Genomic DNA, 14,234 nt, shown 5'->3' on the forward strand with positions numbered 1-14,234 from the left:
TTCAGTGTTTTGGCTTGCCGGGCAAGCGCTTAGGAGAAACCACCCACTCCCTAGGTGGCGTCGCCAATAAAACGACGCTGCCCCGGCGTCAAAACAGCTTGAGAACGTTTTTCAACTCCGTAAAATGCCGCGATTGCTTAAGGCTCGATGCTTTCAGGGACGAATTCACATATGCGCGTTTTTGCCGCCTTCCTTGCGGTCTGCCTACTGGCGGGCTGCGCCTCCAAGCCGGATTACTACATCTCGCCGGCACCGGTCACGATTCCAAAGACCGCTACTTACTGGCTCGACACCTTTGACGTCGAGGTGGTAGGCAAAAACGAACGTTTCTTGCCCGATGACAAGGTGCGCCAGCAATTGGGCGTCGACCTGGTCGACCGCCTGCTCAAGGCCAAGCGCTACGCCACCAGCAAGGACAAGGCCGATTACTTGCTGGATATAAGCATCGTCTACACGCGCCACATCCCGGACTCCAAAGGCGGCCTCGCCACGTTGATCGTTGATGACAACACCATCCTGGCCGCTGTTGACTTCAGCTATCAGGTCAAGGTCAAGAAGGGCGGCGCCGAGGTGCTGCATTTCGCAAAGACGCGTAACAACCTCGTACCTGGCGGTGTGATGGGTGAAGCGCAACAATGGAAAACCATGGGCGGCATCCTCACCAACTCCGGCAACTCCAGCGTCGAGCGTTTTTATACCGGTGTGTTGAGCCGCGACATCGTTGATGACCTGCGCAACATTCCGTCTCGCTAATGCTGCCTACTACCGATTTATCACCCCTGGAGCACCCTGTGAACATACTGTCCAAAATCCTGCTGTCCGGCCTCACCGCCGCAGCGCTGCTGACCGTGGCCGGTTGCGCCACCGAGAGCAACCGCGCGATGCCGGTGGAGCAAGTCGCCAGCGCCAACGTGGCCTACTCCGGTGTGCGCGTACCGATTGCCGTGGGCAAGTTCGACAACCGCTCCAGCTACATGCGCGGCATTTTCTCCGACGGCGTCGACCGCCTCGGTGGCCAGGCCAAGACCATCCTCATCACCCACCTGCAGCAGACCAACCGCTTCAGCGTGCTGGACCGCGACAACATGGGCGAAATTTCCCAGGAAGCCAAAATCAAAGGCACCGCGCAGAAGCTCAAGGGCGCTGACTACGTGGTGACCGGCGATGTGACCGAGTTCGGCCGCAAAGAAACCGGCGACCGCCAGTTGTTCGGCATCCTCGGCCGTGGCAAGACCCAAGTGGCCTACGCCAAAGTCGCGCTGAATATCGTCAACATCAACACCTCCGAAGTGGTGTATTCCACCCAAGGTGCCGGTGAGTACGCGCTGTCCAACCGTGAAGTGGTCGGCTTCGGCGGCACTGCCAGCTACGACTCCACCCTCAATGGCAAGGTCCTCGACCTGGCCATGCGCGAAGCCATCAACCGCCTCGTCGACGGCATCAACGTCGGCGCCTGGAACCCGCGCAACTGATCAGCAGCACCTCAAGGAGCAGTACACGGATGAGCAAGGCAGTGAAGTTGGCGCTGATGCTGACAGCAATCGCGGTAGTCACCGGGTGCCAGACGGCGCCCCAGCCCCTGTATCAATGGGAAAGCTACCAGCCGCAGGTTTACGAGTACTTCAAGGGCGAGCCCAAGGAAGCGCAGGTCGAGGCATTGGAACGCGACCTGCAGAAGATCAACGCCAGCGGCCGCAAGGCCCCGCCGGGTTACCACGCCCACCTGGGCATGCTGTACCTGAGCATGGGCAAGGATGACCAGATGGTGCAGGAGTTCCGCACTGAGAAGGCACTGTTCCCTGAGTCCGCCGCCTATATGGACTTTCTGCTGAAAAACGCCAAGACCGGAGTCGCCACTAAATGAGCCTGCTAAAACTCACTGGCGCCTTGCTGGCCCTGGCCTTGCTCGGCGGTTGCGCGGCACCCAAGACGATTGATTACACGGCGTACAAACAGGCGCGGCCCAAGTCGATCCTGGTGCTGCCGCCGATCAACGAGTCGCCGGAAGTGCAGGCGTCTTACAGCCTGGTCTCGCAAGTGACCTACCCGTTGGCCGAAGCCGGCTACTACGTGTTGCCGATTGCCCTGGTGGACGAAACCTTCCGCCAGAACGGCCTCACCACCGCCAACGATATCCAGGGCGTGCCGCCGGCCAAGCTGCATGACATCTTCGGTGCGGACGCGGCGTTGTACATCACCGTCAGCGAATACGGCACCAAGTACATGCTGATCACCAGTGACACCGCCGTGACCGCCTCGGCCAAACTGGTCGACCTGCGCACCGGCACCACCCTGTGGACCGGCTCGGCGCGGGCTTCCAGCGAGGAAGGCAACAACAACGGCGGCGGCCTGGTGGGCATGCTGATCACCGCGGCGGTCAAGCAAGTGATCAACAGCTCCACCGATGCGGCGCACCCGATTGCTGGCATCACCAGCGCGCGGTTGTTGTCGCCGGGGCAACGCGCGGGGATTTTGTACGGGCCGCGTAACCCCAAGTACGGCACGGACTGATCCCAGGTTCTGAAAACACCACACCCATCCACTGTGGGCACCGGCCCATGTGGGAGCTGGCTTGCCTGCGATAGCATCACCTCGGTCTAACTGAAAAACCGAGGCGCTTGCATCGCAGGCAAGCCAGCTCCCACACAAAGCCTGCTCCCACAGTAGATGGGTGGTGTTATCTGAATCAGGTTTAACCCGAACCCTCCACACCCTGCGTCTGACCTTGTGAACGGATCATTCATTCACGAGGTTCAGCCCATGTCCCGTCCTCTGCTCTTCCTGCGTCCTGCTGCCCAGGGCTTCGCCGTTACCCTGCTGGTAACGCTGGCCGGCTGCGGGCTGTCTTCATCTCCTGAACTGGCCAAGCCGGCTGAGCCCGTCGGCGAACTGCAACGCGTGCAAGTCCAAGGCGCGGCGGTCAAAAAGATGGCAATGCCTGCGCCCATGCTGATGCGTGAGACGGCCAACCTGGGTTACCTCAGCGAACCCCGCGAGCAATACGCCAACCTGCCGGACAACCCGGTGCACCGCGTGGCCGAAACCCCGGTCTCCACCTTCAGCGTCGACGTCGACACCGGCAGCTACGCCAACGTACGACGTTTCCTCAACCAAGGCAGCCTGCCGCCCGAAGGCGCTGTGCGATTGGAGGAAATGGTCAACTACTTCCCCTACAACTACGCGCTGCCCACCGACGGCTCACCCTTTGGCGTCACCACCGAAGTCGCCGCCACGCCGTGGAACCCGCACACACAATTGCTGCGCATCGGCATCAAGGCGTCCGACCGTGCCGTAGCAGAACTGGCGCCGGCCAATCTGGTGTTCCTGGTCGACGTGTCCGGTTCCATGGACCGTCGCGAAGGCTTGCCGCTGGTGCAAAGCACCCTGAAATTGCTGGTGGATCAACTGCGCGATCAAGACCGCGTTTCACTGGTGGTCTACGCCGGGGAATCCCGTGTGGTGCTCCGGCCCACCTCGGGCCGCGACAAGGCCAAGATCCGCAACGCCATCGACCAACTCACCGCCGGCGGCTCCACGGCGGGCGCATCGGGCATCGAACTGGCCTACCAGATGGCCCGCGAAGGCTTTATCGACAACGGCATCAACCGCATCCTGCTGGCCACCGACGGTGACTTCAACGTCGGCATCAGCGACTTCGACAGCCTCAAGCAAATGGCCGCTCGGCAGCGCAAAAGCGGCGTCTCCCTGACCACCTTGGGTTTCGGTGTGAATAACTACAACGAACACCTGATGGAACAACTGGCCGATGCCGGCGACGGTAACTATGCCTACATCGACAACCTGCGCGAGGCGCGTAAGGTGCTGGTCGACCAACTCAGCTCGACCTTGGCGATAGTCGCTCGGGATGTGAAGTTGCAGGTGGAATTCAACCCGGCGCGTGTCAGCGAATATCGCCTGCTCGGCTATGAAAACCGTGCCCTGAAGCGTGAGGATTTCAACAACGACAAGGTCGACGCAGGTGAAATCGGCGCAGGGCATACAGTCACCGCGCTGTACGAAATTGCCCCGAAGGGCGAGAAGGGCTGGCTGGAGCCATTGCGCTACGCCGCCGCGCCAACAGCCGAGGATAAATCCGCCGAACTGGCGATGCTGCGGGTGCGCTACAAGCCTGCGGCGGGCGGTAACAGCCAGTTGATCGAGCGACCCATCGGTAACGCTTCGAGCACGCCCAGCGATGACCTGCGTTTTGCAGCTGCCGTGGCCGCCTTCGCCCAACAGCTTAAGGGCGATGGCCGCTACACTGGCACCATGAGCCTGCAAGACATCGCAACACTGGCCCGCTCGGCCCGAGGCGATGACCCCTTCGGCCTGCGCAACGAATTCGTGCAAATGGTAGAACTGGCCCAAAGCCTCAAGCACTAATCCCGAACACACAAACGATCCAAAGGAGACGCTGGTTCCTGTGGGAGCTGGCTTGCCTGCGATAGCGGTATCTCAGGCACTATCCATGCCCCAGGCCCACCGCCATCGCAGGCAAGCCAGCTCCCACCCGAACAGCGTCAACCTTACGAAAGGAGTCCGCCCCCCACATGGCCGTACCCGACGACCCACCCAGCGACGAATCCCTGCTGGCCCGCTACCGCACCGGCGACGCCGCCGCGTTCGAAACCCTGTACGCGCGCCATCGCCAGGGCCTGCACCGCTTCCTCGTGTCCTTAAGCAACAAAGCCGAACTGGCCGATGAAATCTACCAGGACACCTGGCTCAGCCTGATCCGCAGCAACACCCAGCCACAAGGCCGGGCGAGTTTTCGTACATGGCTGTTCCAGATTGCCCGCAACCGCCTCATCGACCACTGGCGCAAGCACGGCATTCACACCCCGCTGCACGACAGCTACGACGAGCAACTGCACGCCCAGGCCGACGACAGCGCCGGCCCCGAGCAGCAACTGAGCCTGAGCCGCGACCAGGCGCGCCTCGACGCCGCGTTGCAAGGCTTGCCCGAAGACCAGCGCGAAGTCTTCCTGCTGCGCCTGCACGGCGACCTCGAGGTGCCGCAGATCGCCGCCCTCACCAACGCCCCGCTGGAAACCGTAAAAAGCCGCCTGCGTTACGCCCAGCAGAAACTGCGCCGCCTGCTGGCCGAGGAGATACCCGCATGACTGACTCCCGAAACACTCCCGACCCCGACGACCTGCTGCTCCAGCATTACCGTCAACACAGCACCGGCGAACCACCCGCGTCCCTCGACGCCTTCATCCTCGCCACCGCCCGCCGCGAAGCGCCCGCGCCGCAACCGAACCTGTGGCAACGTTGGCTGCAAGCCTGCCAACGCCCGCGCTGGCAAATGGCATTCGCCACCGTGGCCGGCCTGGCGCTGATGGTCGGCGTGGTGATGCGCGAGCCCGTGCCGCAAGCCGAAATTTCCACCGCAACCTTCTCCGCCCTGCACGAAGACGCCGCCCGACCGGCCCCGCAAGCGGCCCCCGCGCCGATGGCCCGAATCGCCGCCGCGCCTAAAGCTGAACGGGCACCGGCCCAGGCCGAAATTGCCGGCGCGATGGAGGCTCAATCCACCGCAAAACTGAGCAAGCGCGCGCCGGTTGCATTGCCTTCATTGGATGAAGGACTGCAGGAGATCCTGCGGTTGCGTGAGGCGGGTCAAAACAAGGCCGCGGATGAAAAACTGCTGGCCTTGCACAAACGCTTTCCCGACGAAGATTTACCCGCGCGCCTCGAAGCGTTGCAACAGCGATAACGCCGGTCGTTGAAGACCCCTGTCGTGACAGGCCGTGAGACGCAACGTCTCACGGTCTCGTCGCGATCTCCTACGGCCCGGCACCGTGCGTCTCACGGGCGCGCAATACCGGGCACCTCCCGGCGTTGACCGCAGCGCTCTAAAAAAGGCGTGTCCGGGTGTTATGGCCAACCTGGCACCGGCCTTGCTCCAGCACTGACAGCCAGCCCGACTGGCGACCCAATAATAAAAAGTGCTGCCCGATATCCCGCCCAGCGATTGGGCCCGGACATCGCGCAACCGTACCGACGCCCCCGGCGCCCGTACCCACCGCTCAAGGAGATTTCGCCATGACCCTCCCGATCAATCCACAAGGCAGCATGCGTGCCGCCGTCTGGCACGGCCGTAACGATATCCGCGTCGAAGACGTCCCGCTGCCGGTGTCGCCACCCGCAGGTTGGGTGCAGATCCGCGTGCAGTGGTGCGGCATCTGCGGGTCCGATCTGCATGAATACGTGGCCGGCCCGGTGTTCATCCCGGTTGACGCCCCCCACCCGCTCACCGGCATCAAAGGCCAGTGCATCCTCGGTCATGAATTTTGCGGCGAGATCGTCGAACTCGGCGCCGGCGTGCAAGGCTTCAGCGTCGGCGAACCGGTAGCGGCCGATGCCTGCCAGCATTGCGGCACCTGCTACTACTGCACCCACGGCCTGTACAACATTTGCGAAAACCTGGCCTTCACCGGCCTGATGAACAACGGCGCCTTCGCCGAGCTGGTCAACGTACCGGCCAACCTGCTGTACAAACTGCCGTCAAACTTCCCGGCCGAAGCCGGCGCCCTCATCGAACCCCTCGCGGTGGGCATGCACGCCGTGAAGAAAGCCGGCAGCCTGCTCGGGCAAAACGTCGTGGTGGTCGGCGCCGGCACCATCGGCCTGTGCACCATCATGTGCGCCAAGGCCGCGGGCGCCGCGCAAGTCATCGCCCTCGAAATGTCCAGCGCACGCAAGGCCAAGGCCCTTGAGGTCGGCGCCACCCACGTACTCGACCCCAACCAATGCGACGCCCTCACCGAAGTGCGCCGCCTCACCGCCGGCCTCGGTGCAGACGTCAGCTTCGAATGCATCGGCAACAAACACACCGCCAAACTCGCCATCGACCTGATCCGCAAGGCCGGCAAATGCGTATTGGTGGGCATCTTCGAAGAGCCCAGCGAATTCAACTTTTTCGAATTGGTGGCTACGGAGAAACAGGTGCTGGGCGCGCTGGCCTATAACGGTGAGTTCGCGGATGTGATCGCGTTTATTGCCGATGGGCGGCTGGATATCACGCCGCTGGTGACGGGGCGGATTCAGTTGGAGCAGATCGTGGGGCAGGGGTTTGAGGAGTTGGTGAAGAACAAGGAACATAACGTGAAGATTATTGTGTCGCCGGCTCGGGTTTGAGGTGAGGGGGTGGGGGCATCCGCCACCCACAAAAGAGCCCCAGGTCTTTTGGCCTGGGGCTCTTTCTATGTATCTGTTGCCACGGAGTTGTTTGGGCCTGGAGTTAAAGTTCCCGTATTTAAAGGGTTTTGTCTTCTGTGCGCTTTAAGGGATACAGGGGATACACGGCGCTTGCTGCTGGGTCGTTTTTTGGCTCGTTTCACGCTGGCTGGAAAAGCCGTCGAGGTTCGTTGCTCGATCCCCGACGAACGGTAACCCATCATGATAGACCCACAGCCGGTGTAAAGGTGTGGTCACCACTACCACTCCTCTGATGGATCAGCCACATAAGTGGCCCGATTATTTTTTCCTCACTTATGACGAACCATCGCCACATTTTGCTGCGAGGGCTCTTGCGCCGTACGGCACTTGCAAAACGCTGAGGCGTTCTACCATTCCCACAGGGACTTTTCGCCGACCTGCAATTGTGAGATCTGAACGCAAGCGCGACGGATTAGCCGAACCTACATGAATGAAGGAAAGACAGTTGCGAAATTTTCCTGTCGGAGTTAGTTTGACAATCCGAGGTGATGGTGTTTTGCCATGGATCGAATATACGTCTAACCGGATTCGAGTGAATCGAGTCGATGTTACAAGTATTGAATAAAAGGGAAATACATTATGCAGCTGAACCCTCTTCACTTGAAAGTCTCAAAGCTGCTTGAAGGAAGGCTTTTTAGAATTCCGGAGTATCAGCGAGCTTATTCATGGCAGTCCCGACAGCGAGCCGATTTATTCAATGATATTAGAGAGGCTTATCGCTCTGGTCGGGAACATTTTATGGCAACTCTCGTTGCATTAGCGAAAGAAACGAGAGAGATTAATGCGGATGAGTTTCGTGCAGTAGAACTTGTAGACGGTCAGCAGCGTACCACCACACTTATAATACTTTTTAAAGCGCTTGAAAAAAGCCTCGATTCAAGTATTACAAGCGAAGCAGATATTAAAAAGGACTTGGCCAAGCTTCTGGTTAAAGGTGATGAACACTCCCTGATCTTGCTACAAACTAATCACGATAGTAGCAAGGTGTTTACCAATTACATCCGGAGCGGGCTTGTCTCTGAGCCGAAGAATCCTACCGTTGCTGATACTAATTTAGTGAAGGCAGCTCAAGAGTGCGAGCGCTTTGTGCAGGACTGGAAAAATTCAGAAGGTTCAATAGTGAGCTTGATATCCACAGTGAGAAACAAACTTTCTGTGATATATCATGAAATTCAAGATCAAGCGACTGTTTATAGAGTATTTGAGGTCTTGAATAGTCGTGGGTTAGATGTGAAGTGGATCGATAAGCTTAAAAGCCAGTTGATGGCTTTGATTTTCGAGCACGTGGAGGATGAGAAAACCAGAGGTGAAGCGTCTGATGAAATGAAGATGATCTGGAAAAATATTTACCAAGCGTTGGGCAACGAATCAAAAATCGGTGATGAGGCTCTGAGGTTCGCAGGTACTTGGGCTGTAGATACTAGGCCAAATCGGATCATCAGTGAGCAAGATGCGACGGCTGAGCTTACTCGAAAAGCCGGTACCAGTCTCAAAAGTATCGCAGTAGTAGGGCATGAACTTGAAGCAGTGGTACTGGCAAATCTAAAGCTGTCTCGCAATAATAGGTTACGAGCGGTAACGCGGATTTCGCATGCTCGATTTGTAGCATCTGCCATTATCCTCCGAGCATTCAAATCCAAAGAAGAACAATTGCTTCTAGAAAAGTGGGAGCGTGTAACCTTTCGCATTTTTGAACTCGGAGGTGCGGATACGCGCCATAAAGTAGGGGATTATGTCAGGTTGGGCTACGATATATATCGTAGCTGTTTGTCCTCGGATGAGGTTCAAGAAAGACTTGATAGTATATCTCAGAACTTTTCAATAAAAGATGTTCTAAAGTCGGTGGACTGGACTGATTCCTATAATAATTGGGGTGAACAGCTACGTTATTTGCTTTACAGGTATGACGAACATCTTGCAAAGGAGGCCGGTGAGAAAATCAACGCCACTGCTTGGAATAAAATATGGCAAGCTGAGCCTTCAAGCTCCATTGAGCACATACATCCGCAAAGCTCTGGTGCGAGTTATGTTCATCAGTTAGGAAACCTTACGATGCTTCCGCCGGGTATAAACTCGTCGCTGAACAAGCGTCCGGCGAAGGAAAAGTTTAAGACATACCTTTCCTGTGGGCTTAGGGCAACGATGGAAGTAGGTTTATCTATTGAAGAAAGAAATAATTGGTCAGAGGCCATGATAAAAAAACGAACGAAGCAGATAGAAGATTTCATTCGGCTCGAATGGTCTGACTAATTTTAAGGCTGTGACGGTATTGCCGTTTCATATCGCGTATGGTTTACGGTTCGGTGATGCTCATCTCCCGTCTAAGGATGATTTAGCTAGCGCAATTGCAGCTTTGCAGATACCGAATGGTTTGCCACAGCTTCTCGTTGCAACCGTTTTTTAGCGCGAGTTTGTGCCAGCTTGAACGCAATTGGTCGAACCATTGCGGGAGGCCCAAAGCCTGAGTCTGAAAAAGCTTACGAGCCAACGGTTAACTGATTTAGTTAAAAAGGAGATAGCCAACTAGCAGTATTGAAACGACAGATATATCAAGCCGAAACACTTTCTGCGCTTCCTGGATCGCGACGATCTGATGGCTGTTCTCGACTGCAAAGTCTTAATCGCCAACACGGTTCTCATGGAGCTGAGATATTTAAATTACATAGTTACTACTAGATCTCTGGTTTTATCTTTTTATTGATAATGTATTCCTGGGGTTCTAGTTTTAGATTTTGTTCTGAATGATTAAATAAAATTGTTGACGATGAATGGTAAAAAGATCTCATCTTTGTTTTCTTGTAGGTCTTCTCCTACGCGACAATCAACATCGACTAGGCATGACCCATTTATAAAATTAATTATGGCTCTCCCGGCTGCTGTTCTTTGGCGAAGAATTTGCATAGATTCTTCTGGGATTTTTCCATTCAACTGCTCGAACGCCCTCAAATCGAAATCCAATGTCAGTATGTAATTATCACCGCTAGCAAGCTGCGTGCTGGTGCCGGTAGTAAATAAGTCATTATCAAGCTGGGCAATAAAGCTTATAGGTATATTTTGGAATATAAGGCGTTCGGCTTTATGGAAGCCAAGTCTTTTTAAGTGGAGGCCGAGGTCCTTCGCTAGTTTGAACTCAGCAGTTAATACATTTTCTGGGGCTAACTTTGTTTTTAGGCTCTCGAAATATTGTGAAAGTTGTTGCATGGGAAAATGTAGTAATGGCTCCTCTCTGCTAATGTGAAATAGGATGAATTCATGCCCATTGCATAAAGCAAATAAAGGTACACGAATTTCACTGTGGATCGCGTAGGAGTATGCTTGCTCAACATGCGCCCCCGAAACAATATTTTCACCCGGAGCTTTTGCCTCTAGTACCCAAGAGTATTTTTCATTAACTTCGAATAAGTAATCAGGTATGCAGGTTATTTTCTTTCTTGCGCTTCCCACTGAGACAAAAGGGTGAGCTAGTGCTTTGCTGCGTAATATTTTATTGGGGCGGCTTGATGAATATCCTAGCGACTTAATTATAGGTAGTATGATTTCTTCTCTCACCGAATCTTCTTTGAAGTCAGGGTTGTTAAGCTCCTCCAAGTTAAAGTCTTTAATGGGGTTAAAGTTTTTTAAAATTTTCATTGGAGTGTACTCGGAAGTGTCTTGGGTGATGTCAAATAGATACGGTGGGTGGATATTTTATTACGACAATATATTCAATATATTCATTGCTTAATCAGGAGAGGATGGCGCCAAATCATTGCGGGAGGGCACGGGTATAGTTTTGGTTGGCAGTTTCAGAGGTGTAAACCAGATCTTGTTAGGTTCAATATTGCGCTGAACTAATGGGTGACTTCTTAGCTGCTCAGTTTCCTCTTTGATGGTCAAGGTATGATTCTTAATGGTCGTTGGCTCATTCGTACGAATTATTTCTAAAGGCACTATTTTTGGTTCAGTAATGAAGCTAAAAACTGAAATTCCGATGCCCAAAAATATTACAGCGATAGTGCCAATTGATGCTGACCATTTAAAAACGGATTCTGCTTTTTCGGCAGGAATACTGACCATCTTTCGGTATTCGCTCTGCGGAAGAAACCTGTAAAGCTTGGGCTGCCAATCCTTTCGGAGTTCTCGTTGTAAACTAATAAAGCTCCAACCAGAGTAAACAATCATTCCGATATAAGTAATAGCTACTAACGTCACTGCGCTGATGAACCAAGGGTTGATGTGAGCGGTGAGTCGTGCAGCTATTAAACCTATACATACCGTTAACGCTCCAGAAACGGATGTGATAGTTTGCCTAGTAGCATCAGTTGCTTTTGCCGTTTCCTCAGTAATTGCCTTGCGCAGCTCGCCAAGCGATTTAAGCGTGTCTTTTCCTAGCTCTGATAGCGACATTTGATAAGCAATTTTGGCACTTTCAAGAGCGGTTGAGAAATTCGCTTTAAAATATTCTATTGCTTGGCCGCTTTCACGGCCCGAGCGTGCTATCTCCATCGACAAAAGGTTGTGTTTGAGTTCAGCTTCTCTACTGTTCTCATATGCCCACATCGCACCCGCTTGGAGGTCTAAGAACGAGCTTTCTCCGAAGTGGTCAATAAGTTTTGCAGTGGTGTTAGATGAAAGAAGAACAAGCTTTGGCGGCCCTTTGAATATTATTGTAGAGCTTTCTGAATCTACCTCACTTGCTAGCGATGGAATAAGAGCGTCAAATGCTTTCATGCACCAAAACTTATGGAATGGATCTTTGAAATCTATTTGGTGTATATCTATAACTAACCACGGCCGAATATCAGCAGGTAAGTTCTGATAGGTCCCGGAGTTTTTTACAAGCGTACGAGGTGATTTTGTTTTAGGCGAAACTGTAGCGGCATCAGAAAACGACCAGTTTGTATATGTGCGCGCTTGAGTGATTAGCGGTTTTTTTATTCCCGCAATTCGCCAGCATGTAGCCTCATTCCCTTTCTCTAAATAGTCCGAAAAGCCTGAGAATGTTAGGATGTCCAGATAGTTTCCGATAGTTTCCGGCTTTCTTATAATCGCTTTGAAGGGCTCGAATGTCTCAATTATATTTATTTTATCAGTTTGAGAGTTTTCCTCATCGTAAACTAAGCAATCCCATCCAAGGTTTTGGCAAAGATTTAAAATATTCAGCGCCGGAGCTGCGCTCAAATTTGAGGCGACAACTAACTCATTGTCCTCATTGATATGAGTTTTGGATTGAGCAGCTAGTGTATCCAGCTGTTCAGCGAGAGTTATCAGAGACAAGTTTATCTTCCGTGACAGACTTGGTGTCAATGCTAATTAACTCGCCACCATTCGCTTTGGGTGAGCGTGTTACGGTCATACCTGCGTCGTCAGGATATAGGACAGTTACACCTTCAGTGGTACGAATTCTGCGCATTGGGGGGCGACCCAGAATTAATTGATTAGCTGGAAATACTAAGTTTTCTATTTTCGCTGAGCGAATTTTTCTACGCGTCGCATTTTGTATTTTTGTAATTACTCGCTCGTCATCAGGGCTCCCAGCTGCGAATAAAACCGCATCGATAATTGCTTCTTCGTTAATTTCTCGACGTTGCGCTAATGCATTTTTCGCTATAGAGAATGCTGCTGGGATTGTTGTTGGTAGATCGTCCTTGAACAAGGATAAAGTTTCTCGCAATAAAGTCACAACTTTGAGGTTAAGCTCTTGGTCGGACATGGTTCTTTCTACGTCCAGGAAGTTGGCGAAATAGTCAACTATTTCGGGAGCTTTTTTCATTCGGTCACGAGCCGAAACTAATGTGTCTGCTATACCGTTTACTACTCTAATTAATGATGATTTCTGAATTGCTTTTTTGTCGGCAACAAAGGCATGAACAATGCGGCGAAGTAAACCACCTTCTTCTGGAGTCGCTTGTTCTATTGCTTCGCTGTAGTCGTATTTGATCATACTGTAAAGCTTAGTGTTTTTATCGTCGCCGGATAGTTCGAATATGAATAGGGCCCCATCGCGGCTACTGTTTGCGTGCCAACGCGAAAAGGTCGCAGATAGGCTCTGTGTACCTCTTTCGAATGTCTCAACTCCTATAGCGATCTTCTCTAACTGAGCTTTAGTAGGTGAGGTCTCTCGAAAACTGTAGATAGCGTCGGCATCGGTGTCGAATATTCGAGCGATAAAAAACTCTTCATGCTCGACCTGCCTGACTGGCTCAGCCGTGAACTCATCGCCGCCTACTACATGAAGGATCATATTTGTGATCCTCAGCTGATTTGCTTCTCCTTCGGTAAAAAAGCCCAATACACTCTCCTTAGTAGTTTTTCAGCGAAGTTTTTTTATCCATTCCAAACGTTAAAATAAGAGGTTCCGGAAAAGACGGCGTAGCGACTGTCTTCAGCATACGGCGGCGTTTTGCGGATGGCAATTGGCCTGCGTTGCATCTTTATGTGTATTTAGGCTCGCCGGATTCTGGAATCACACCTCGCCTATTGCTGTGCAGCAGGCCTATTGGGACGCGGCCTTCTATCCATTTGTACACGTGGAACACCGGATTTTGGAGGGGTTCGATATTCACTCATCCCGAACCCCTCTTTCTGGGGCGCCCATAGCGAGAAATGGTGTTGATCAGAGATGCTTACTTCTCCTTCTGCTACATCAATAGCAGAGGTGAATAGCCAGAAACAAGAAAGCCCGCGCGGGGCGGGCTTCTTGGGGTGCTTCGTAGACTGTCTGAGACAGCCCGAGATTGCTATCTGGTGCACCCGGCGGGATTCGAACCCACGACCCCTGCCTTCGGAGGGCAGTACTCTATCCAGCTGAGCTACGGATGCTTGTGCGGGCGACATCATACCCATGTCGACCTTGGGCGTCCATGCCGGTCTTCGGGCCTTTGCGCGTAGGAATCCGCCGCCCGGAGGCCCTGACCCAGGCACCACCGATCAGTGCGCTGAAACCAAGGCCAACTACGCTGATCAGAAAGTTCAGGCAAACGCGCTGCTTTCGTTCTTTTTTTCGAACAGGCTATTGCCCTGTACCCCCA

At 53.5% G+C, this 14,234-nt stretch carries 12 protein-coding genes and 1 tRNA gene; 9 read left to right on the forward strand and 4 right to left on the reverse strand.

The features are described from left to right. Positions 1 to 171: 171 nt before the first annotated feature. From KVG91_RS14140 to KVG91_RS14180, 9 genes are all read left to right on the forward strand, one after another. Positions 172 to 753: a hypothetical protein gene (locus tag KVG91_RS14140; protein ID WP_169375453.1), complete on the forward strand. Its 582-nt coding sequence runs from the start codon at positions 172 to 174 to the stop codon at positions 751 to 753. Continuing rightward, positions 753 to 1,472: a CsgG/HfaB family protein gene (locus KVG91_RS14145; protein WP_225926971.1), complete on the forward strand. Its 720-nt coding sequence runs from the start codon at positions 753 to 755 to the stop codon at positions 1,470 to 1,472. The genes KVG91_RS14140 and KVG91_RS14145 overlap by 1 nt, the downstream gene beginning before the upstream one ends. A gap of 29 nt (positions 1,473 to 1,501) precedes the next feature. Beyond that, positions 1,502 to 1,864 carry a DUF4810 domain-containing protein gene (locus KVG91_RS14150; RefSeq protein ID WP_076951519.1) on the forward strand — a complete coding sequence of 121 codons (363 nt, stop codon included), beginning with the start codon at positions 1,502 to 1,504 and terminating at the stop codon, positions 1,862 to 1,864. Beyond that, positions 1,861 to 2,511, forward strand: coding sequence for a DUF799 domain-containing protein (locus tag KVG91_RS14155; RefSeq protein WP_169375455.1), 651 nt, complete (start codon positions 1,861 to 1,863; stop codon positions 2,509 to 2,511). Before KVG91_RS14150 ends, KVG91_RS14155 begins: the two co-directional genes overlap by 4 nt. Positions 2,512 to 2,760: 249 nt before the next feature. After that, the gene (locus KVG91_RS14160) at positions 2,761 to 4,383 is read left to right on the forward strand and encodes a vWA domain-containing protein (protein WP_169375456.1); all 1,623 of its coding nucleotides are present in this window, start codon (positions 2,761 to 2,763) and stop codon (positions 4,381 to 4,383) included. A gap of 167 nt (positions 4,384 to 4,550) precedes the next feature. Continuing rightward, complete coding sequence (locus tag KVG91_RS14165) at positions 4,551 to 5,123, forward strand: RNA polymerase sigma factor (protein ID WP_169375457.1); 573 nt, start codon at positions 4,551 to 4,553, stop codon at positions 5,121 to 5,123. Further along, positions 5,120 to 5,719, forward strand: coding sequence for a hypothetical protein (locus KVG91_RS14170; RefSeq protein ID WP_169375458.1), 600 nt, complete (start codon positions 5,120 to 5,122; stop codon positions 5,717 to 5,719). Before KVG91_RS14165 ends, KVG91_RS14170 begins: the two co-directional genes overlap by 4 nt. A gap of 359 nt (positions 5,720 to 6,078) precedes the next feature. Beyond that, positions 6,079 to 7,143, forward strand: coding sequence for a 2,3-butanediol dehydrogenase (locus KVG91_RS14175; protein WP_225927010.1), 1,065 nt, complete (start codon positions 6,079 to 6,081; stop codon positions 7,141 to 7,143). Between the two features lie 660 nt (positions 7,144 to 7,803). Further along, entirely contained in the window at positions 7,804 to 9,474 is a 1,671-nt protein-coding gene (locus tag KVG91_RS14180; protein WP_169375460.1) for a DUF262 domain-containing protein, read from the forward strand. 495 nt (positions 9,475 to 9,969) lie between these two features. On the opposite strand, the gene KVG91_RS14185 is transcribed toward KVG91_RS14180, so the two are convergent. The 4 genes from KVG91_RS14185 to KVG91_RS14200 all read right to left on the reverse strand — a co-directional run bounded on the left by KVG91_RS14185 (position 9,970) and on the right by KVG91_RS14200 (position 14,025). Beyond that, a complete protein-coding gene (locus KVG91_RS14185) occupies positions 9,970 to 10,854 on the reverse strand; it encodes a type I restriction enzyme HsdR N-terminal domain-containing protein (protein WP_169375461.1) in 885 nt (294 codons plus the stop codon). Positions 10,855 to 10,944: 90 nt separating this feature from the next. Further along, a complete protein-coding gene (locus KVG91_RS14190) occupies positions 10,945 to 12,480 on the reverse strand; it encodes a hypothetical protein (RefSeq protein WP_169375462.1) in 1,536 nt (511 codons plus the stop codon). Next, on the reverse strand, positions 12,458 to 13,495 hold the full coding sequence (locus tag KVG91_RS14195; protein ID WP_169375463.1) for a hypothetical protein: 1,038 nt from the start codon (positions 13,493 to 13,495) through the stop codon (positions 12,458 to 12,460). Before KVG91_RS14195 ends, KVG91_RS14190 begins: the two co-directional genes overlap by 23 nt. Positions 13,496 to 13,948: 453 nt before the next feature. Next, a tRNA-Arg gene (locus KVG91_RS14200) sits at positions 13,949 to 14,025 on the reverse strand. Positions 14,026 to 14,234 lie beyond the last annotated feature (209 nt).

The organism is Pseudomonas azadiae, assembly GCF_019145355.1.
In the GTDB taxonomy this organism is placed as follows: domain Bacteria; phylum Pseudomonadota; class Gammaproteobacteria; order Pseudomonadales; family Pseudomonadaceae; genus Aquipseudomonas; species Aquipseudomonas azadiae.

Bases quoted from the DNA above. Each gene is read 5' to 3' on its own strand.
- KVG91_RS14150 (WP_076951519.1), top strand. From the start codon at position 1,502: ATGAGCAAGGCAGTGAAGTTGGCGCTGATGCTGACAGCAATCGCGGTA.
- KVG91_RS14145 (WP_225926971.1), top strand. From the start codon at position 753: ATGCTGCCTACTACCGATTTATCACCCCTGGAGCACCCTGTGAACATA.
- KVG91_RS14175 (WP_225927010.1), top strand. From the start codon at position 6,079: ATGCGTGCCGCCGTCTGGCACGGCCGTAACGATATCCGCGTCGAAGAC.
- KVG91_RS14165 (WP_169375457.1), top strand. From the start codon at position 4,551: ATGGCCGTACCCGACGACCCACCCAGCGACGAATCCCTGCTGGCCCGC.
- KVG91_RS14155 (WP_169375455.1), top strand. From the start codon at position 1,861: ATGAGCCTGCTAAAACTCACTGGCGCCTTGCTGGCCCTGGCCTTGCTC.
- KVG91_RS14170 (WP_169375458.1), top strand. From the start codon at position 5,120: ATGACTGACTCCCGAAACACTCCCGACCCCGACGACCTGCTGCTCCAG.
- KVG91_RS14185 (WP_169375461.1), bottom strand. From the start codon at position 10,854: ATGAAAATTTTAAAAAACTTTAACCCCATTAAAGACTTTAACTTGGAG.
- KVG91_RS14180 (WP_169375460.1), top strand. From the start codon at position 7,804: ATGCAGCTGAACCCTCTTCACTTGAAAGTCTCAAAGCTGCTTGAAGGA.
- KVG91_RS14140 (WP_169375453.1), top strand. From the start codon at position 172: ATGCGCGTTTTTGCCGCCTTCCTTGCGGTCTGCCTACTGGCGGGCTGC.
- KVG91_RS14160 (WP_169375456.1), top strand. From the start codon at position 2,761: ATGTCCCGTCCTCTGCTCTTCCTGCGTCCTGCTGCCCAGGGCTTCGCC.